Origin of the sequence: Streptomyces macrolidinus, assembly GCF_023887685.1 — a bacterium.
GTDB lineage: Bacteria > Actinomycetota > Actinomycetes > Streptomycetales > Streptomycetaceae > Streptomyces > Streptomyces macrolidinus.
Window position 1 is genome coordinate 279,640 of the sequence record NZ_JAMWMR010000002.1, and the last position, 18,599, is coordinate 298,238.

The window sequence follows — 18,599 nt, forward strand, 5'->3', positions numbered from 1 at the left end:
GGCGCGTCAGACCAGGTGTTCCTTGATCTCCGCCGTGGCCTCGTCGCCGTACGCCTTGGTGAAACGGTCCATGAAGTGGATACGGCGCAACTGGTACTCCTGCGTGCCCAGCGTCTCGATGACCAGCGTCGCGAGCATGCAGCCGACCTGTGCCGCGCGCTCCAGCGAGACGCCCCAGGCCAGGCCCGACAGGAAGCCGGCCCGGAAGGCGTCGCCCACGCCCGTGGGGTCGACCTTCGCCGTTTCCTCGGGCACGCCGACCTCGATCGTGTCCTCACCGAGGCGCTCGATGCGCACGCCGCGCGAGCCGAGCGTCGTCACCCGGTGGCCCACCTTGGACAGGATCTCGGCGTCCGACCAGCCGGTCTTGGCCTCGATGAGGCCCTTCTCGTACTCGTTGGAGAACAGGAACGTCGCGCCGTCCAGCAGGATGCGGATCTCCTCGCCGTTCATGCGCGCGATCTGCTGGGAGAAGTCGGCGGCGAACGGGATGGAGCGGGAGTGGCACTCCTCCGTGTGCCGCAGCATCGCCTCGGGGTCGTCCGCGCCGATCAGGACGAGGTCGAGGCCGCCCACCCGGTCGGCGACCGTCTTCAGCTCGATCAGCCGGGCCTCGCTCATCGCACCCGTGTAGAAGGAGCCGATCTGGTTGTGGTCGGCGTCGGTGGTGCAGACGAACCGGGCCGTGTGCAGGGTCTCCGAGATACGGACGGACTCGGTGTCCACGCCGTTGCGGTCCAGCCACGCCCGGTACTCGTCGAAGTCCGCACCGGCCGCGCCGACCAGGATCGGGTGCGTGCCGAGCTGTCCCATGCCGAACGCGATGTTCGCGCCCACCCCGCCGCGGCGTACGTCGAGGCGGTCGACCAGGAAGGAGAGCGAGACCGTGTGCAACTGGTCCGCGACGAGCTGGTCGGCGAAGCGGCCGGGGAAGGTCATGAGGTGGTCGGTGGCGATGGAGCCGGTGACTGCGATACGCACGGCGAGGACACGCTCCCAGTGAGGAAGAGAGAAGGACAGTTCACGCTACCCGCTCGGACCGACCCACCCGAGCAGGCGAAACTACCCAATAGTAGCTGTTTCTTCGCACCCTCCGGGAGCGCTCGCGAGGGAACCGCGCGCTCCCCCGCCGCGTCCCATCGCTGTCCCCTGTCAGGGGGATACGGAGTACGACCTCGCCCGCGCGTCTCTCACCGCGGCGGGGTCTGCTGGTACTGCAGCGAAGCCGAAGGAGCGATGCGGTGAACACCGAGCCGGCCGACGACGCCCGGGACACCACCGAAGTCACCGGGACCAGGGAGGGGGCCGCACCGCCGAGGCGGCGTACCCCGGTGATCGTCGCCTCGGTGGCGGCGGCGGTGCTGCTGGTGGGCGGCGGCGGGACCTATCTGGCCGCGAGCGCCTCCGACGACCCGGGCCGCGCGGGCGGCTCGACGCCGGGCGGCGGCGCTCCCCCGGCGCTGGCCCTGGACGATCCCGGCGCGGCGGGCCCGTCGCAGGGCATCGCGATCGGTGAGCCCGACCCGTACGGCATGACGTACCGCGCGCAGGGCACGCTGCCCGACGGCCCGGCGTCCGCGCCCGTGTACGCGGCGAAGGGCGAGGTGACGCGGGACGAGGTGGCGCGGCTCGCCAAGGCGCTGGACGTGAGCGGCACGCCGCAGCGGGTCGGCGGGGACTGGACGGTCGGGGGCGCGCGCGACGGTTCGGGGGCGAGCCTGCGGGTGCCCGTCCAGGCGCCGGGGACCTGGACGTTCAGCCGTTACGCGCCCGGCTCCGCCCCCGGCTGCGCGCCTGCCGAGTCGTGTCCGTCCGCCCAGGACGCCCCGGTGAGCGAGGCCGTCGCGAAGCAGGCCGCCGTGCCCGTGCTGAAGGCGCTGGGCCAGGGCGGCGCGGCGGTCGACGCGCACCGTCTGCTGGGCTCCGCCCGGATGGTGACCGCCGATCCGGTCGTCGGCGGGCTGCCCACCCACGGCTGGTCGACGGTCCTGCATGTGGCCGCCGACGGCGAGGTGACCGGCGGCAACGGCCAACTGAAGGCGCCGGTGAAGGGCGCCGTGTACCCGGTCCTCGGCGCCCGGCGGATCCTGGACCTGATGAACGGCGCGCCCACGTCGAACGGCCGCAAGGGCATGGGCGGCTGCGCGCGCCCCGTACCGCTGAAGGGCCGGGACGAGAAGCCGTGCGGCGCGCCCGCCACGGCGGCGGGGCGGGCGTCGGCGACCGTGACGGACGCGGTGTTCGGTCTTGACCGGGGCTCCGTGAACGGGACGGCGGTCCTGGTTCCGTCGTGGCTGTTCGACGTACGGGAGGAGGGCGCGGGAAGCGCCGCCACGGTGGCACGTCCGGCGGTCGACCCGCGCTATCTGACCGCACCCCGGTCGGCAGGGCGGCCGAGCGAGGAACCGGGCCCGCGCACACCGTCGTCGGCACCGACGCGGGGCGAGGTGGCAGTACAGGGCTACAGCGCCGACGGCAAGGACCTGACCCTCGCCTTCCAGGGCGGGGTGTGCGCGGACTACGCGGCGTCCGCGCGCGAGAGCGACGGCAAGGTGACGGTGACCGTGACCGAGACGCCCTGGCCGGACAAGGTCTGCATCATGATCGCCAAGGTCTACCACCGCACGCTGCATCTGAAGGCGCCGCTCGGCGACCGCCCGGTGGTGGACGCGGACGGCAGGCGGATCCCGCGACAGACCGCGGACGAGGCGGCTTCCGGCGGCCCCGGGGCGCTGCAGCCCCAGTAGAGGTACCCGGCATGCGTGAGGCGGCGCCCCCGTCAGGAGGGGCGCCGCCTCACGTACGTGCTACGCGGGGGAAGGTGCGGCTCAGCTGAAGGAGTCGCCGCAGGCGCAGGAACCCGTCGCGTTCGGGTTGTCGATGGTGAAGCCCTGCTTCTCGATGGTGTCCACGAAGTCGACCGTGGCACCGCCGAGGTACGGAGCGCTCATGCGGTCGGTGACGACCTTGACTCCGCCGAAGTCCTTCTCCACGTCGCCGTCGAGGGAACGCTCGTCGAAGAAGAGCTGGTAGCGCAGGCCGGAGCAGCCGCCGGGCTGAACCGCCACGCGCAGCGCCAGGTCGTCCCGGCCTTCCTGGTCGAGCAGGGCCTTGACCTTGGCCGCGGCGGCGTCGGTCAGGATGATGCCGTCGGTGACGGTGGTCTTCTCGTCCTGTACGGACATCTACATCTCTCCCGGGTTGTACGGAGACGGCTTGCCGACGAGTTGCAACCGGCGCGGCCGCGGATTCATTCCGGGCCGAAGGCGTGTCTTCTCGCTTCTTCCTTCATTCATGCTCGCACACGCGCCGACGTGCGGACACCGGCGTGTGGACAGACGTGTGACGGGCGCGCGGGGCGCACCTGTGCGCGGTAGGCGGCGGGATTCACGTCACATCCGACCGGGCGGGCATCGTCAATCTGACGTGAACCGGATATGATAGATAGCGTCAATTTGACGAAAAGGATTGTCCCGCATGTCCCGCCGGCCGGATCAGGGCCGGCGAGCCGCAGAACAGAAAGGGTGGGTGCCGTGACCACCGCCCAATCCCACGAGCTCGACGTACAGCCGACGCCCCTGGCGCTCCTGCTGCTCGGCCGCGAGGCCGACCCGAGGAGCGAGCGAGGCGTCGAGTGCCCCGGCGACCTGCCCGCGCCGTCCGACCCGGACCTGGTCGAACGCGCCCGCGCGGCCAAGGAGAAGCTCGGGAACAAGGTCTTCGTACTCGGGCACCACTACCAGCGTGACGAGGTCATCCAGTTCGCGGACGTCACGGGCGACTCCTTCAAGCTGGCACGGGACGCGGCGGCGCGTCCGGAGGCCGAGTACATCGTGTTCTGCGGTGTGCACTTCATGGCCGAGTCCGCGGACATCCTCACCTCCGACGAGCAGAAGGTGGTCCTGCCGGACCTCGCCGCGGGCTGCTCGATGGCCGACATGGCGACGGCCGAGCAGGTCGCCGAGTGCTGGGACGTGCTGACCGAGGCGGGCGTCGCCGAGCAGGTCGTACCGGTCTCGTACATGAACTCCTCCGCGGACATCAAGGCGTTCACCGGCAAGCACGGTGGCACGATCTGCACCTCCTCCAACGCCAAGCGCGCCCTGGAGTGGGCGTTCCAGCAGGGCGAAAAGGTCCTGTTCCTGCCGGACCAGCACCTGGGCCGCAACACGGCCGTACGGGACATGGGGATCTCCCTGGAGGACTGCGTCGTCTACAACCCGCACAAGCCGAACGGCGGGCTGACGGCCGAGGAGTTGCGCGCCGCGAAGATGATCCTGTGGCGGGGCCACTGCTCGGTGCACGGGCGCTTCAACCTCGACTCGGTGAACGACGTGCGCGAGCGGATCCCGGGCGTGAACGTCCTGGTGCACCCCGAGTGCAAGCACGAGGTGGTGGCGGCGGCCGACCACGTGGGGTCGACGGAGCACATCATCAGGACGCTGGAGGCCGCCCCGGCGGGCTCCAAGTGGGCCATCGGCACGGAGCTGAACCTGGTCCGCCGCCTGGCGAATCGTTTCGCTCCGGAGGGCAAGGAGGTCGTCTTCCTCGACAAGACGGTCTGCTTCTGCTCCACGATGAACCGCATCGACCTGCCGCATCTGGTGTGGGCGCTGGAGTCCCTGGCCGAGGGCAACCTGGTCAACCGCATCCAGGTCGACCAGGAGACGGAGAAGTTCGCGAAGCTGGCCCTGGAACGCATGCTGGCGCTGCCGTAGCGCGCACGCACACGTATCGAGGGGCGCCCCGTCGCACGGCGGGGCGCCCCTCGTCGTGTTCCTGACGGCGACCGTGACCCTGTGCCACGATCGAGGGAACGGGTCCCGATCTCATGGGCAGGTGATCTTCCGATGGCTCACTCTGACAAGCGACATAAGGAGGGGCGTGACATGAGTGTTGTTGCGCATGAGCCGATCACCGCGGCCGAGGGCTTGCTGGAGACCTTCATGGGTCTCGACACCCCCGAGGGCTTCCGAGCGGAACTGATCGAGGGGGAGATCGTTGTGACACCGCCGCCGGACGGGGATCACGAGCACTACATCAGCCGGATCATGAGGCAGGTGGTGAGGCGGTCCCGGATCGACATGGACTTCTCCGGCAACAAGGGGCTGAAGCTCCGGAGCGGGGGTGCCTGCCCGAGGGACTATCTGGTTCCCGACGGTACGTTCGCCCCGCTGGACCTGGACCTCTACCGCGGCGCTGGCTCCTGGATGCCCTGCGACGGTGTCGCCATGGTGCTCGAAGTGACGTCCAGCAAGCCCCAGACGGACCGCGAGGCGAAGCGCCGCTGCTATGCCCGCGGTCGTATTCCCCTCTACCTGCTCATCGACCGAGACGACTCCTCCGTCACGCTGTTCAGCGACCCGAGAGGTGACGACTACCGGCAGCACAGCACGCTTCCGTTCGGCAAGTCGCTCGCTCTCCCCGAGCCGTTCGCCTTCGACCTGGAGACCACGGACTTCCTCTGACGTCCGCAGGGGACGGGAAAGGGGCCGAGCAAGCTCGGCCCCTTCCGCGTGAAACCCGTTCTACACGCCTGCCGGTTCCGGTTCGTCCGTGTCCGAGTCCGACTCCGACTCCGTGGTCGGAGCGGGAACGCCCGTCTTCTTCGCCTTCTTCGCCGCCTTCTTCTTGGCGCGGCGCTCCTTGCGGAGTTCCAGCATGGCGTAGAGGGTCGGGACCAGGAGCAGGGTCAGCAGGGTGGACGTGATGAGTCCGCCGATCACGACCACCGCCAGCGGCTGGGCGATGAAGCCGCCCTCGCCCGTGATGCCCAGGGCCATCGGGAGCAGCGCGAAGATCGTGGCCAGGGCCGTCATCAGGATCGGGCGCAGACGGTGCCTGCCGCCCTCGACGACGGCTTCCACGACGCCGTAGCCCTGCTTGCGGTACTGGTTGATCAGGTCGATCAGCACGATCGCGTTCGTCACCACGATGCCGATCAGCATCAGCATGCCGATCATCGCCGGAACACCCATCGGGGTGCCCGTGGCGACCAGCAGACCGATCGCGCCCGTGGCCGCGAACGGGATGGAGACCAGCAGGATGAGCGGCTGGGCCAGGCTGCGGAACGTCGCGACCAGCAGCATGAACACGATCGCGATCGCCGCCAGCATCGCCAGCCCCAGGTTCTTGAACGCGTCGTTCTGGTCCTGCGAGACACCGCCGATCTCCGCCGTCGCGCCCGCGGGCAGCTTCAGCGCGTCGATCTTCGACTGGAGGTCGGCGCTCACCGCGCCCGTGTTGTCGGCCGTCGGGCGCGCCGTGATGGTCGCCGCGCGCCGGCCGTCGATCCGGGTCGTGGACACCGGGCCGTCCACCAGCTTCACGTCCGCGATGTCGCCCAACTTCGCCGCGCCGACGCGCAGGTTCTTGAGCTGCGCCAGCGTTGTGGCGGGCTTGGCCGCCTTGATGACGATGTCCCGCTCGGAGTCGTCCAGGATCGCCTTGCCGGTCGGGGTGCCCTGCACGGCCTGCGCGACCGCGAGGCCCAGCGTCTGGTCGTTGAAACCGGCCGCCGCGGCGTGGGAGTTGGCCTTGACCGAGATACGCGGCACGCTCTGCGACAGGTTGCTCGTCACATCCGTGACGTCCTTGACCTTCGCGACCTGGGCGCGGACCTGCTCCGAGGCCTTGCGCAGGACGTCCGCGTCAGCCGCCTTCACGACCACGCTCAGGTCCTGGCTGCCGAAGCCGTCGCCCGCCGACACCGTGGTCGTGCCGACCCCGGAGAGCTTCGCCAGTCCGTCCTCGACCTGCTTCTGTACGTCGTCGGAGGAGGCCGAGTCGTCCAGCATGACGGAGTACGTGGCCTGGTTGGTGTCCGTACCGCCGCCGAAGGCCGCCATGAAGCCGGATGAGCCGACGGTGACCTGGTAGTCCTTGACGCCCTTCACCCCAGCGAGCAGCTTCTCGACCTTCCGCGCCGAGGCGTCCGTCGTCGCCAGGCTCGTGCCCGGCTTCAACTTCTGCGTGATGCTGAGGACTTCCTGCTCGCCCTGGTCGAAGAAGTTCGTCTTCAGCAGGGGCGCCATGCCGAAGGTGCCGACCAGGACGACCACCGCGATGGCCACGCTGGTGAGGCGGCGGCGGGTGGCGAAGCGCAGCACGGGCACGTAGAAGCGCTGGAGACGGCTCTTGGCCTCCTTCGCCTCCGCGAGACGACGGGCCTCCTCCGCGTCCTCGGGCGTCCCCTTGGGGGCGCGCAGGAACCAGTACGACAGGACCGGGACGACCGTCAGCGACACCAGCAGCGAGGCCAGCAGGGCCGCCGTCACGGTGAGGGAGAACGAGCCGAACAGCTCGCCCACCATGCCGCCGACCAGACCGATCGGCAGGAAGACGGCGACCGTGGTCAGCGTGGACGAGGTCACCGCGCCGGCCACCTCGCGGACCGCCGCGAGGATCGCCGTCTGGCGCTCCTCGCCGTAGCCGAGGTGCCGCTTGATGTTCTCCAGGACCACGATCGAGTCGTCGACGACCCGGCCGATGGCGATGGTCAGCGCGCCGAGCGTCAGCATGTTCAGCGACAGGTCGCGCGTCCACAGCACGATGAGGGCCAGGACCACCGACAGCGGGATGGAGACCGCGGTGACGAGGGTGGAGCGGATGGACGCCAGGAAGACCAGGATCACCAGGACCGCGAAGAGCAGACCGAGACCGCCCTCGGTCGTCAGACCACTGATGGCCTTGGAGACCGCCGGGCCCTGGTCGCTGACCACCGTGAGGGTGGCGCCGGAGCCGAGGTTCTTGCGCAGCTCGGGCAGCTTGTCCTTGACCGCCTTCGAGATGGCGACCGCGCTGCCGTCGTGGTCCATGGTGACGACCACGGCGAGGCTGGGCTTGCCGTTCGTCCGGGTCAGCGAGTCGGCCTTGGCCTCTTCCTGACGGACCGTGGCGATGTCACCGAGGCGCACTGGCTTCTTGCCCGGCTCCCCCGCGACCCTCAGGTCCTCGATCTGCCGCACCGAGGTGAAGCCGCCGCCGACCTGGACCGTGCGGTTGCCGCCGTTCTCGTCGAAGGAACCCGCGGGAACCGTCGCGCCGCCCGCCTTCAGTGCCTCGCCGAGGGCGACCGGGGTCAGCCCGGCCTGCGCGAGCTTCGCGTCGTCGGGCGTGACGGTGACCTGGACGTCGCGTACGCCGCTCACGGTCACCTGGCCGACGCCGCTGATGTTCTTCAGCGCGGGCACCACGGTCTTGTCGAGCTGGTCGGACAGGGCCTGCTGGTCCTTGTCCGAGGTGACGGAGAGGACCACGGTCGGGATGTCGTCCGTGGAACCGGCGATGACCTGCGGGTCCACCGAGTCCGGGAGCCGGACGCGGGCGCGGTTGACGGCCTGCTGCACGTCGGCGACGAGCTGCTTGGTGTCGTTGCCGTAGTCGAAGGACGCCATGATGACGGCGTTGCCCTCGCTCGCCTTGGCGGTGACGCCCTTGATGCCGGAGACGGCCTGAAGGTTGTCCTCGAGGGGCTCGACGACCTGCTTCTCGACCACGTCGGGCGACGCGCCCTGGTACGGCGCGAGGATCGACACCATGGGGAGGTTGATGGTGGGCAGGAGTTGTTGTTTGAGCTGAGGTATCGCGATCGCCCCGAAGACGATCGCGACGATCGACATCAGACCTATCAGGGCCCGTTGCGCGAGGCTGAAGCGTGACAGCCAGGACATGGGTCGGCGTCTTTCTGTTGGCTGAGCGGAAGGTCGGGACGCAGACGAGCGCCCACCCCTACACCCTGGTCCATCGGCAGGTGCCGTTCCGTCGCCCCACGGTCCATTTCTGCCGCAGAGCCTACTGCGGGCGCAGTACGGCCCAACGGGGGCCGGTCCACCCATCGGTGTACCGGCGGTCCCGTGCGGTGCGGCTTCCGCTTCCGTACGCCGGTCGGTCTCAGTCCGTCCTCGGCCGCACCAGCCCGGACTCGTAGGCGATGACGACCAGTTGGGCCCGGTCGCGCGCGCCCAGCTTGGCCATGGCCCGGTTGACATGAGTCTTCACCGTGAGCGGGCTGACCTCCAGCCGTTCGGCGATCTCGTCGTTGGAGTGCCCCCCGGCCACCTGGACCAGCACCTCGCGCTCGCGTCCGGTGAGCGTGCCGAGCCGGTCGGAGCGGGCCGGGTCGCGGCCGTCGTCCCCGTCGCCCTGGGCCAGGAAGCGGGTGATGAGCCCCTTCGTCGCGGTGGGCGACAGCAGCGCCTCGCCGCCGTGCGCGATCCGGATGGCGTTCAGCAGCTCCTCGGGCTCGGCCCCCTTGCCGAGGAAGCCGGACGCCCCGGCGCGCAGCGACTGGACCACGTAGTCGTCGACCTCAAAGGTCGTCAGTATGACCACCCGGACATGGTCCAGGGCCGGATCGGAGCTGATGAGCCGGGTCGCCGCGAGGCCGTCGGTGCCGGGCATCCGGATGTCCATGAGGACGACGTCGGCGGCGGCCTCGCTCGCCAGCCGCACCGCCTCCGCGCCGTCCGAGGCCTCGCCCACCACCTCCATGTCCGGCTCCGAGTCGACCAGGACCCGAAAGGCGCTCCGGAGCAGCGCCTGGTCATCGGCGAGCAGGACGCGGATGGTCATACGGGTCCTTTCGGGCCGGTGGTCACGCGGTTCCCCCGGCGGTCGTCGTCGCGTGGTTCGTGAGCGGCAGGATCGCATGGACCCGGAAGCCGCCGCCGAAGCGGGGACCTGCGGTGAGGGCACCCCCGACGGCGGTGACCCGCTCGCGCATCCCGAGCAGACCGTGCCCGCCGTGCCCGCTCGTGTCCCCGGAGTCGGAGTCGGCGTCGACGGCGTCACCCGCGCCGTCGTCGAGCACCGTGATCTCCACGTTCGTTCCCACCCGCACCACGCTCACCTCGGCTCTCGCCTCCTGCCCCGCGTGCTTGCGCACATTGGTGAGGGCCTCCTGGATGACGCGGTACGCGGCCAGGTCGAGCGCGGAGGGCAGGGTCGTGCCGTGGTCGGCGCGGGCGATCTCCACGGGGAGACCGGCGTTGCGGAAGGTGTCGGCGAGTTCGTCGAGCCGGGCGAGGCCGGGGGCGGGCTCGGTGGGCGCCTCGGGGTCGCCGGACTGCCGGAGCAGGCCCACGGTGGCGCGGAGTTCGTCCAACGCGGCGCGGCTGGCCTCGCGGACATGCGCGAGGGCCTCCTTCGCCTGGTCGGGCCGCTTGTCCATGACATGGGCGACGACCCCGGCCTGCACATTGACCAGCGCGATGTGATGGGCGACCACATCATGCAGATCGCGGGCGATCCGCAGCCGCTCCTCGGCGACACGACGGCGGGCCTCCTCCTCGCGGGTCCGCTCGGCCCGCTCGGCCCGCTCCCGTATGGCGTCGACGAAGGCGCGGCGGCTGCGGACGGCGTCACCGACGGCCGCGGCCATGCCCGTCCACGCGAACAGCCCGAGGTTCTCCTGGGTGTACCAGGGCAGCGGGCCGACCAGCATGGCGGTGCCGGTGAGCACGGTCATGGTGAGGATGCCGACCCGCCAGGTGGTCGGGCGGTCGGTGGTGGCGGCGACGGTGTAGAGGGCGACGACCGCGGACATCGTGACCGGCGTACGGGGGTCGGCGGTGACGAGGTCCACGAGGGAGAACGCGGTCGTCACCGCGAGGACGGCCATCGGCCACCGGCGGCGCAGCGCCAGCGCGGCGGCGCTGAGCGCCATGAGGGTGAGGCCGGGGGCGCTCGGCGTGCGGACGCCCCAGGTGGGTCCGGCCTCGGCGCGGGGGTCCACGAAGGAGCCCGCCACCATGCTGATGAGGACGCCGGCCGCGAGGACGGCGTCCAGGGCCAGGGGGTGGGCCCGCAGGCCGTCCCTGGTGCGTTCCAGGATGCTCACATCAGCCCAACCTCGCCGGGGGTGAAAGCGTTGCTACCCGCCGGGGAAGAGGCCGTCGTCCGTCAGCATCCGGCGGACTTCCTCCAGGTCGGCGTCCGGCGCCGGAAGGATCAGCTCCGACGGTTCCAGGGCGTCGTCCGGCAGCGCGGTGCCCAGCCGCCGGACCTCGTCCAGGAGTGCGTGCAGGGTGCGGCGAAAGCCCTGCTCGTCGTTGCTGTCCATCTCGCGGAGCAGTTCGTCGTCCAGCTTGTTCAGCTCGGGAAAGTGGGCATCGTCGAGCTTCACCTGCCCCTCCCCCATGATCCGTACGATCATGTCGCCTCCTCGGGCGTGGGCGCCGATGGATGACCGGGTCACTGCTTGTCGAAGCGCGGGGTGTCCTGAGGCTGGGAGGACTGCTGTCCCTGGCCCGTACCGCCCTCGATGGCCTGCTGCGAGGACGAGCCGCCGGCCAGCTCCGCCTTCATCCGCTGCAACTCCAGCTCCACATCGGTACCACCGGAGAGCCGGTCCAGCTCGGCCTGGATGTCGTCCTTGGCCATACCGGAGGGGTCGTCCAGCGCGCCCGAGGCGAGCAGTTCGTCGATGGCGCCCGCGCGGGCCTGGAGCTGGGCCGTCTTGTCCTCGGCCCGCTGGATCGCCAGGCCGACATCGCCCATCTCCTCGGAGATGCCGGAGAAGGCCTCGCCGATCCGGGTCTGCGCCTGGGCGGCCGTGTACGTCGCCTTGATGGTCTCCTTCTTCGTACGGAAGGCGTCCACCTTCGCCTGGAGGCGCTGGGCCGCCAGGGTGAGCTTCTCCTCTTCGCCCTGCAGGGTCTGGTGCTGGGTCTCCAGGTCCGTCACCTGCTGCTGGAGCGCGGCGCGCCGGGACAGCGCCTCGCGGGCCAGGTCCTCACGACCGAGCGCGAGGGCCTTGCGGCCCTGGTCCTCCAGCTTGGAGGACTGGCTCTGCAACTGGTTGAGCTGCAGTTCCAGGCGCTTGCGGCTCGTCGCCACGTCGGCGACGCCGCGGCGCACCTTCTGCAACAGCTCAAGCTGCTTCTGGTACGAGTAATCGAGGGTCTCGCGCGGGTCCTCGGCCCGGTCAAGGGCCTTGTTCGCCTTCGCGCGGAAGATCATCCCCATACGCTTCATGACACCGCTCATGGGCTTCGCGCGCCCCCTTCTGACGGACTCAGCTCCAGCTCTGCAACAGAACCCACAGTACGGGCCCCGCCACCATTACCGCACTGTTCGGGAACGGATGAGGTCATCCGCAAGGACGACTGTCCGCGATCCCGCTCCGGCCCAGGGAGGAGGTATGCCCCCAAGGCTACCTGCGGGAAGGCGCCCGGACCCGCTGGCCGACCGACCCGACCGACCCCGAGGAGCCCCTGCGGCCCTGCCCTTCCGACCCCGCCCTCGCAGCCCCTCTGTCCCCTACGGACGACCGGTGTTGCCGGATCGTTCCCCACTCGGCTGGGGTCCATGCGGGCGAACCCCGTACCCTTGGGTTCTGTGTTCCGTAGCCGTGCCAAGGAAGAGAAGGCCCAAGCCGCCGACAAGGCGCTGGTGACCGACTCCAAGCAGCCCCGTGACCCGCAGGCCCCGAAGGGCAGGCCCACGCCCAAGCGCAGTGAGGCCCAGTCCCAGCGCCGCAGCGTCGCCCAGACCCCCATGACGCGCAAGGACGCCGCGAAGCGGCAGCGCGAGGCGCGCCGCGTCCAGTTGGAGAAGCAGCGCCAGGCGCTGGCCAGCGGTGACGAGCGGTATCTGCCGGCGCGGGACAAGGGTCCCGTCCGCAAGTTCGCCCGCGACTTCATCGACTCGCGCTTCAATGTCGCGGAGTTCTTCCTGCCGCTGGCCGTGATCATCCTCGTGATGACCATGATCCGGGTGGCGCCGTTGCAGAACTTCGCGCTGCTGCTGTGGCTCGTCGCGATCGTCGCGATCGTGGTCGACGCGATCTTCTCCGGGTTCCGGCTGCGCAAGCGGCTCGCCGAGCGCTTCCCCGACCACAATCGCAGGGGCGCGGTGGCCTACGGGCTGATGCGGTCGCTTCAGATGCGCCGACTCCGGCTGCCCAAGCCGCAGGTCAAGCGCGGAGAGCGGCCCTGAGCACGGATTCCTTCTCCGGGGGCGCCGCGGACGCCTGGCTGAGCAAGCTGGGCGGTCTGCGGGACGTCGTACGGCAGGAGCTGGTGGCCCGGCAGCTCGAGGAGCAGATATCGGGGCGCTTCCCGGTCGGCCAGCGGCTGCGGATCCTCGACGTGGGCATGGGCCAGGGCACGCAGGCCCTGCGGCTCGCGCGGGCCGGGCACCGGGTCACCGGGATCGAGCAGGACCCGACGATGATCGGCACGGCGCGCGCGGCGCTCGCCGCCGAGCCCGAGGGCATCCGGGAGCGGATGCGGATCATCGAGGGCGACGGCCGGGACACGGGCGTCCACTTCCTGCCGGGCAGCTTCGACGTGGTGCTGTGCCACGGGGTGCTCATGTACGTCGAGGAGCCCGATCCGCTGGTGGCGGGGCTGGCGCGCATGCTCGCGCCCGGCGGCCTGCTGTCGCTGCTCGTCCGCAACGGCGACGCGCTGGCGATGCGGCCCGGCCTGTCCGGGGACTGGAGCGGGGCGCTCGCCGCCTTCGACACGACGCTGTACACCAACCGGCTGGGCCTGGACGTACGAGCCGACCGGCTGGAGACGCTGACGGCGACGCTCGCGGGGATCGGGGCGCCGCTGCACACCTGGTACGGGGTGCGGGTCTTCACGGACACGGCCGCCGACGGGGCACCGATCCCCCCGGACGTCGATCTCCTGCTGGACGCCGAGGAGCGGGCAGGGCGAACCGATCCGTACCGGCGCGTGGCGGCGCTGCTGCACCTGTGCGGGGTACGCGGCTGAGGGACCGGGTCCTGCACTCGTTCGGCGGTGTCGGGAAAGCCGGAGCGCGGCCCTGACAGGAGACTCGGGGCATGGACGCTTCCCGTTTCCGTGTGCTCCGTTGGTCCGCGCCCGCCGTCGCCTCCTCCCTGGTGGTCCTGCTCGGCGGCTGCACCGGCTCCGCCCCGGCGAAGCAGGACGGTCCGACGCACACGCGGACCGTCGCGTCCAGGACGAACAGCGATCTGCAGGGCGACTACCAGCGGGTCATCAAGAACGTGCTGCCGTCGGTCGTGCAGATCCGCGCGGGCGAGGGGCTCGGGTCCGGTGTGGTGTACGACGACCAGGGCCATATCGTCACCAACGCGCATGTGGTCGGAAGCAGCCGGACGTTCCAGGTGACGACCGCCAACAGCGAGCATCCGCTCACCGCGCATCTGATCTACTCGTATCCCGCCCAGGACCTCGCCGTCGTCAAGCTGGACACCCTGCCGCACGGGCTGAAGGCTGCTGCCTTCGGGGACTCGACCAAGGTCGAGGTGGGGCAGATCGTGCTGGCCATGGGGTCGCCGCTCGGGCTGTCGTCCAGTGTGACCCAGGGGATCGTGTCGGCGACCGGGCGGACGGTCAGCGAGGGCAGTACGGACGGCGCTACGGGCGCCACCATCGCGAACATGGTGCAGACCTCGGCGGCGATCAACCCCGGGAACAGCGGGGGCGCGCTCGTGAACCTCGACAGCGAGGTCATCGGGATCCCGACGCTCGCCGCGGTCGACCCCGGCTTCGGGAACAGCGCGGCGCCCGGTATCGGGTTCGCGATCCCGGCGAACATGGTGAAGACGATCGCCGACCAGATCATCGCGAAGGGGCGGGTCACGCATTCGGGGCGCGCGGCGCTCGGTATCACCGGCCGCACGCTGGTGAACGTGGGCTCCCAGCCGGTCGGGGTCGCGGTGGTCGACGTCCAGCACGGCGGCGCGGCGGACAAGGCGGGGCTGCGGGCCGGGGACGTCATCGTCAAGCTGGGCGACCGCGAGATCACCACGATCACGTCGCTGTCCGAGGCGCTCGCCGGTGACAAGCCGGGGCAGCGGACGACGGTCACGTATCTGCGCGGCGGCGACCGGAAGACGGCGGACGTGACGCTGAGCGAGCAGTGAGGGGCGGGAGGGGGCGCGCCTGCCCCCTCCCCGGGTGGTGCCCGGCTACGCGTCCTCGGCGTGCAGGCTCATCGGTCCGTAGATCTCCGTCGCGTCCTCGAACAGCCGGACCTGGTCCACGCCGCCGTCGCACAGGTCCCGCCAGTGCTCCCCGATCCAGGACTCGGCGTCCCCCTGCGTGGTGAACTCCTCGGGCGCGACCGCGGGCGGTACCTCCACCCCGTCGGCCTTCTCGAACCGCCACGTCCATGCCGCCATGTACGCCTCCCAGATGTGAACTCACGCAGAGCGGCACCCGAATTCCGGTCCGGCTGCCGCCCCGAGCCTATGCGCTGCGCCGGTCGAGGGGGAGAAGTCCGTGGGCGCGCGAAGAGCGGCTGGGCGCGCGGTGGGTGGGGGGAGCCGGGAAAATCGGGTGCGTGGAACTGACATTGCTCGGCACCGGTGCCCCCGCGGGCCTGCCCCGCCCCGACTGTCCCTGTGCGACCTGCGCGCGTGCGCTCGGCCCGGACGCGCGGGCGGCGACCGCGGTGCTCGTGGACGGGGCGCTGCTCCTTGACCTCACCCCGGGCGCGGTGTTCGCGGCGGCGCGCGCCGGTCGCTCGCTCGCGGGCGTACGGCAGGTGCTGCTGACGCATCCGCACGACGGGCCCGCCGTCGAGGTCCCGGCGGGTCTGCCGCAGCCCGGACGGGTGCCGGACGGGCGGGAGTTGGCGTTGCTGACCGGGCATCGGGTGCGGGCGCTGGCGATGGACGCGCCGGGCACCGGGTACGCGGTGACCGGGCCGGAGGGGCTGCGGCTGCTCTATCTGCCGCCGGGTGCGGCGCCCGCGGGCCTCGAGGCGCCCGCGGAGCCGTACGACCTGGTGCTGGCGGATGTCCTCGGGCGCCCGGACGCGTTGGCGAGGCTGCGGGCGGTGGGGGCGCTCGGGCCGACCACGGACGTGGTGGCCGTGCATCTCGACCACGACGTGCCGCAGGGCGCCGAGCTGCGGCGGCGGCTCGCGGCGGCCGGGGCGCGGCCGGTGCCGGACGGGACGACGCTGATCGTGGGCGGCTACGAGGACGTACCGGACGTGCCGCGGCGCACGCTGGTGCTGGGCGGGGCGCGCTCGGGCAAGTCGGTGGAGGCGGAGCGGCGGCTGGCGGCGTTCCCTGACGTGCGGTACGTGGCGACGGGCGGGTCGCGGAGCGGGGACACGGAGTGGGCGGAGCGGGTGGCCGCGCACCGGGAGCGGCGGCCCGGGTCCTGGCACACCTGCGAGACCTGCGATCTCGTACCGCTGCTGGCGGAGGACGGGCCGCCGCTGCTGATCGACTGTCTGTCGCTGTGGCTGACCGACGCGATGGACGCGGTCGGCGCGTGGGACGACGCGGAGTGGGCGGGCGGTGGTGAGCGGGCGCTGCGGGCGCGGGTGGCGGAGCTGGCGGCGGCGGTGCGCCACACGCGCCGGACGGTGGTGGCGGTCTCGAACGAGGTCGGCTCCGGCATCGTCCCGGCGACCCTGTCGGGCCGCCGCTACCGCGACGAACTCGGCCGCCTGAACGCGGCGTTCGCGGCGGAGTGCGAGCAGGTACTGCTGGTGGTGGCCGGACAGGCGCTGGCGTTGCGCGAGTGACGGTCAGGGCCGGGCGTGCCCGCGGTGGTGGCGCGCGGTGATCGGTGGGGTCAGGGCCGGGCGTCCTCGCGGTGGTGGCGGCGCGCGATGATCCGGTACGCGTTCGCGCGACGGTGCGTCGTGACGATCACGCAGCCCAGGGCGGCCAGTTCGGCCCGTAGATCCGGCAGCGGCATCGGGCGGCGTGGGTGCGGGCGGTCGCAGGGGGTCCACCAGGTCGCGGGCAGCGCGGCGAACACGCGGGCGGGGTCGGTGACTTCGAGGAGCAGATGGCCGCCGGGGCGCAACACGGTGAGAGCGGCGCGCAGTTCGGCGCGCGGGCGGCGGGTGTGTTCCAGGTGGTGGAGCATGCTGACGACGTCGTAGCGGGCGCGCAGGCGCGTCAGGATCGCCGGGTCGGTGAGGTGCCCGAGGTAGGCCTCCTCGATGCGGCCCGCGGCGTGGGCGGTCTCGACGCGCGGGGTGGGGTCGAGGCCGTCGAAGGCCGTGTACGGGTGGATCTCCTGGGCCGCCTCGGGGAAGAGGCCGTAGCCGGTGCCGACGTCGAGCCAGCTCTCCGGCTCCGGGAAGGGCAGCAGGGCGCGGGCCGCCGCCCGGTGACGGCGGGCCGTGACGTACGCGCGCGCTCTGCGCAGCCTGGGCGAGCCGCACCACGGGCAGTCCGCGCGGCGCGGTTCGTGGAACCGGGCGGTGGGGCGGGCGGCGTCCGGGTGCGGGCTGGCGGGCATGGGCGGCTCCTGACACGGGAGACGGCGTGCGACCGGGGTGACCCGTACGACCGCGGTGACCGGAGTGACCGAGGCGCACGGCAGTGACCACAGGCGCGACAATACGTGACCAATCGGGGCGTACGGGATCCCTCTCAGGGGTGCAAGAACGCGGCGTCCGGGGAGCCGCGCCGCGTTCGATGGCTGCCGGTACTGTTCGGCGAATGAGCTCGCTACATCTCGACGACTTCACCGATCTGATCGAGCGCCCCGACGGCGGGGTGCGCCGCGACGCGGAGGCGCGCCGGGAGCGTCAGATCGTGCCACCCGGGGCACTGGGCCGCCTCGACGACCTGGGTGAGTGGCTGGCGGCGGCGCAGTCCACCGCGCGAGTGCGACCGATCGAACGGCCGCGCGTGGTGCTGTTCGCCGGTGACCACGGGGTCGCCTCGCTCGACGTCTCGGCACGCCCCGCGGGCAGCGCCGCCACGCTGGTGCGGGCGGTTCTGGAGGGCGGGAGCCCGGTCTCGATCCTCGCGCGGCAGTCGAACGTGCCGGTGCGCGTGGTCGACATGGCGCTCGACTGCGACCCGGGCGACCTGCCCGCGGATGTCGTACGGCATCGGGTGCGGCGCGGCAGCGGGCGCGTCGACATCGAGGACGCGCTGACGCCCGAGGAGGCGGAGGCGGCGTTCCGCGCCGGGATGGCGGTCGCGGACGAGGAGGCCGACTCCGGGACGGATCTGGTGGTCCTCGGCGATGTGAGCGTCGGCGGCACGACCCCGGCGGCCGTGCTGATCGCGGCGCTGTGCGGGACGGACGCGTCCGTGGTCACCGGGCGCGGTGGCGTGGCGATCGACGACCTCGCCTGGATGCGCAAGTGCGCCGCGATCCGGGACTCGCTGCGGCGCGCCCGGCCGGTGCTCGGCGAGCCGTTGCAGTTGCTGGCGGCGGTGGGCGGTGCCGACCTGGCCGCGACGACCGGCTTCCTGCTGCAGTGCGCGGTGCGCAAGACCCCGGTGATCCTGGACGGCGTGGTCTCGGCGGCGTGCGCGCTGGTGGGGCAGCGGATCGCGTTCCGCGCGCCGGACTGGTGGCTGGCCGGGCAGAGCAGCGGGGAGCCCGCGCAGCGCAAGGCGCTGGACCGGCTGGCGCTGGAGCCGCTGCTGGACCAGGGGGTGTCCGTCGGCGAGGGCACCGGGGCGCTGCTGACGCTGCCGCTGGTGCGGGCCGCGGCGGCACTGGCGGCGGAGCTTCCGGAGAAGCCGACCGAAGACACCGCGGAGGCCGCCGAAGCCGAAGAGACCACCGAAGCCGCCGAGCGGGAGTAGCTTCCGTCGTTCTGCCGAGCGGGAGCAGCTTCCGTCGTTCGTCGAGGACAGGCCGCCGGGTCGACCGGCCGTCGGCCTG

Annotated in this window: 17 protein-coding genes; 8 read left to right on the forward strand and 9 right to left on the reverse strand. The window is 71.6% G+C overall.

Annotated features, from left to right (window positions below; genetic code table 11):
- Positions 1-6 precede the first annotated feature (6 nt).
- Positions 7-981 carry a carbohydrate kinase family protein gene (locus tag NGF19_RS03460; protein WP_252422052.1) on the reverse strand — a complete coding sequence of 325 codons (975 nt, stop codon included), beginning with the start codon at positions 979-981 and terminating at the stop codon, positions 7-9.
- A 260-nt stretch (positions 982-1,241) separates the two neighbouring features.
- Here NGF19_RS03460 and NGF19_RS03465 point away from each other — a divergent pair, with 260 nt between their 5' ends.
- Positions 1,242-2,747, forward strand: a complete 1,506-nt coding sequence (locus tag NGF19_RS03465) for a hypothetical protein (protein WP_252422054.1) — start codon at positions 1,242-1,244, stop codon at positions 2,745-2,747.
- Positions 2,748-2,828: 81 nt separating this feature from the next.
- Here NGF19_RS03465 and NGF19_RS03470 read toward each other — a convergent pair whose 3' ends face one another.
- Positions 2,829-3,185: an iron-sulfur cluster assembly accessory protein gene (locus tag NGF19_RS03470; RefSeq protein WP_252422055.1), complete on the reverse strand. Its 357-nt coding sequence runs from the start codon at positions 3,183-3,185 to the stop codon at positions 2,829-2,831.
- Between the two features lie 348 nt (positions 3,186-3,533).
- Between NGF19_RS03470 and nadA the strand changes: the two genes are divergently transcribed.
- Together nadA and NGF19_RS03480 are read left to right on the forward strand one after the other, a co-directional pair.
- A complete protein-coding gene (gene nadA, locus NGF19_RS03475; RefSeq protein WP_252422056.1) occupies positions 3,534-4,718 on the forward strand; it encodes a quinolinate synthase NadA in 1,185 nt (394 codons plus the stop codon).
- 171 nt (positions 4,719-4,889) lie between these two features.
- On the forward strand, positions 4,890-5,468 hold the full coding sequence (locus NGF19_RS03480; protein WP_252422057.1) for a Uma2 family endonuclease: 579 nt from the start codon (positions 4,890-4,892) through the stop codon (positions 5,466-5,468).
- 60 nt (positions 5,469-5,528) lie between these two features.
- On the opposite strand, the gene NGF19_RS03485 is transcribed toward NGF19_RS03480, so the two are convergent.
- The 5 genes from NGF19_RS03485 to NGF19_RS03505 all read right to left on the reverse strand — a co-directional run bounded on the left by NGF19_RS03485 (position 5,529) and on the right by NGF19_RS03505 (position 11,976).
- Positions 5,529-8,672 carry an efflux RND transporter permease subunit gene (locus tag NGF19_RS03485; RefSeq protein WP_252422058.1) on the reverse strand — a complete coding sequence of 1,048 codons (3,144 nt, stop codon included), beginning with the start codon at positions 8,670-8,672 and terminating at the stop codon, positions 5,529-5,531.
- Positions 8,673-8,892: 220 nt separating this feature from the next.
- Positions 8,893-9,573, reverse strand: a complete 681-nt coding sequence (locus NGF19_RS03490) for a response regulator (protein ID WP_252422059.1) — start codon at positions 9,571-9,573, stop codon at positions 8,893-8,895.
- 22 nt (positions 9,574-9,595) lie between these two features.
- Positions 9,596-10,840 carry a sensor histidine kinase gene (locus NGF19_RS03495; protein WP_252422060.1) on the reverse strand — a complete coding sequence of 415 codons (1,245 nt, stop codon included), beginning with the start codon at positions 10,838-10,840 and terminating at the stop codon, positions 9,596-9,598.
- A gap of 33 nt (positions 10,841-10,873) precedes the next feature.
- On the reverse strand, positions 10,874-11,155 hold the full coding sequence (gene pspAA / locus NGF19_RS03500; RefSeq protein WP_252422061.1) for a PspA-associated protein PspAA: 282 nt from the start codon (positions 11,153-11,155) through the stop codon (positions 10,874-10,876).
- A 38-nt stretch (positions 11,156-11,193) separates the two neighbouring features.
- Positions 11,194-11,976: a PspA/IM30 family protein gene (locus NGF19_RS03505; protein ID WP_252422062.1), complete on the reverse strand. Its 783-nt coding sequence runs from the start codon at positions 11,974-11,976 to the stop codon at positions 11,194-11,196.
- A gap of 333 nt (positions 11,977-12,309) precedes the next feature.
- On the opposite strand from NGF19_RS03505, the gene NGF19_RS03510 reads away from it, so the two are divergent.
- From NGF19_RS03510 to NGF19_RS03520, 3 genes are all read left to right on the forward strand, one after another.
- A complete protein-coding gene (locus NGF19_RS03510; protein WP_252422063.1) occupies positions 12,310-12,939 on the forward strand; it encodes a DUF3043 domain-containing protein in 630 nt (209 codons plus the stop codon).
- 83 nt (positions 12,940-13,022) lie between these two features.
- A complete protein-coding gene (locus NGF19_RS03515; RefSeq protein ID WP_252422064.1) occupies positions 13,023-13,724 on the forward strand; it encodes a class I SAM-dependent methyltransferase in 702 nt (233 codons plus the stop codon).
- Positions 13,725-13,795: 71 nt separating this feature from the next.
- Positions 13,796-14,863: a S1C family serine protease gene (locus tag NGF19_RS03520; protein ID WP_252422065.1), complete on the forward strand. Its 1,068-nt coding sequence runs from the start codon at positions 13,796-13,798 to the stop codon at positions 14,861-14,863.
- Positions 14,864-14,908: 45 nt separating this feature from the next.
- Here the strand turns inward: NGF19_RS03520 and NGF19_RS03525 are convergent, their stop codons facing one another.
- Complete coding sequence (locus NGF19_RS03525) at positions 14,909-15,121, reverse strand: hypothetical protein (protein WP_252422066.1); 213 nt, start codon at positions 15,119-15,121, stop codon at positions 14,909-14,911.
- A gap of 161 nt (positions 15,122-15,282) precedes the next feature.
- Here NGF19_RS03525 and NGF19_RS03530 point away from each other — a divergent pair, with 161 nt between their 5' ends.
- On the forward strand, positions 15,283-16,482 hold the full coding sequence (locus NGF19_RS03530; RefSeq protein WP_252422067.1) for a bifunctional adenosylcobinamide kinase/adenosylcobinamide-phosphate guanylyltransferase: 1,200 nt from the start codon (positions 15,283-15,285) through the stop codon (positions 16,480-16,482).
- 50 nt (positions 16,483-16,532) lie between these two features.
- On the opposite strand, the gene NGF19_RS03535 is transcribed toward NGF19_RS03530, so the two are convergent.
- Complete coding sequence (locus NGF19_RS03535) at positions 16,533-17,210, reverse strand: class I SAM-dependent methyltransferase (RefSeq protein ID WP_252422068.1); 678 nt, start codon at positions 17,208-17,210, stop codon at positions 16,533-16,535.
- Between the two features lie 203 nt (positions 17,211-17,413).
- On the opposite strand from NGF19_RS03535, the gene cobT reads away from it, so the two are divergent.
- Positions 17,414-18,520: a nicotinate-nucleotide--dimethylbenzimidazole phosphoribosyltransferase gene (cobT, locus tag NGF19_RS03540; protein WP_252422069.1), complete on the forward strand. Its 1,107-nt coding sequence runs from the start codon at positions 17,414-17,416 to the stop codon at positions 18,518-18,520.
- Positions 18,521-18,599: the final 79 nt, after the last annotated feature.

Bases quoted from the DNA above. Each gene is read 5' to 3' on its own strand.
- NGF19_RS03470 (WP_252422055.1), bottom strand. From the start codon at position 3,185: ATGTCCGTACAGGACGAGAAGACCACCGTCACCGACGGCATCATCCTG.
- NGF19_RS03480 (WP_252422057.1), top strand. From the start codon at position 4,890: ATGAGTGTTGTTGCGCATGAGCCGATCACCGCGGCCGAGGGCTTGCTG.
- NGF19_RS03485 (WP_252422058.1), bottom strand. From the start codon at position 8,672: ATGTCCTGGCTGTCACGCTTCAGCCTCGCGCAACGGGCCCTGATAGGT.
- NGF19_RS03490 (WP_252422059.1), bottom strand. From the start codon at position 9,573: ATGACCATCCGCGTCCTGCTCGCCGATGACCAGGCGCTGCTCCGGAGC.
- pspAA (WP_252422061.1), bottom strand. From the start codon at position 11,155: ATGATCGTACGGATCATGGGGGAGGGGCAGGTGAAGCTCGACGATGCC.
- NGF19_RS03505 (WP_252422062.1), bottom strand. From the start codon at position 11,976: ATGAAGCGTATGGGGATGATCTTCCGCGCGAAGGCGAACAAGGCCCTT.
- NGF19_RS03510 (WP_252422063.1), top strand. From the start codon at position 12,310: ATGCGGGCGAACCCCGTACCCTTGGGTTCTGTGTTCCGTAGCCGTGCC.
- NGF19_RS03520 (WP_252422065.1), top strand. From the start codon at position 13,796: ATGGACGCTTCCCGTTTCCGTGTGCTCCGTTGGTCCGCGCCCGCCGTC.
- NGF19_RS03525 (WP_252422066.1), bottom strand. From the start codon at position 15,121: ATGGCGGCATGGACGTGGCGGTTCGAGAAGGCCGACGGGGTGGAGGTA.
- NGF19_RS03535 (WP_252422068.1), bottom strand. From the start codon at position 17,210: ATGCCCGCCAGCCCGCACCCGGACGCCGCCCGCCCCACCGCCCGGTTC.
- cobT (WP_252422069.1), top strand. From the start codon at position 17,414: ATGAGCTCGCTACATCTCGACGACTTCACCGATCTGATCGAGCGCCCC.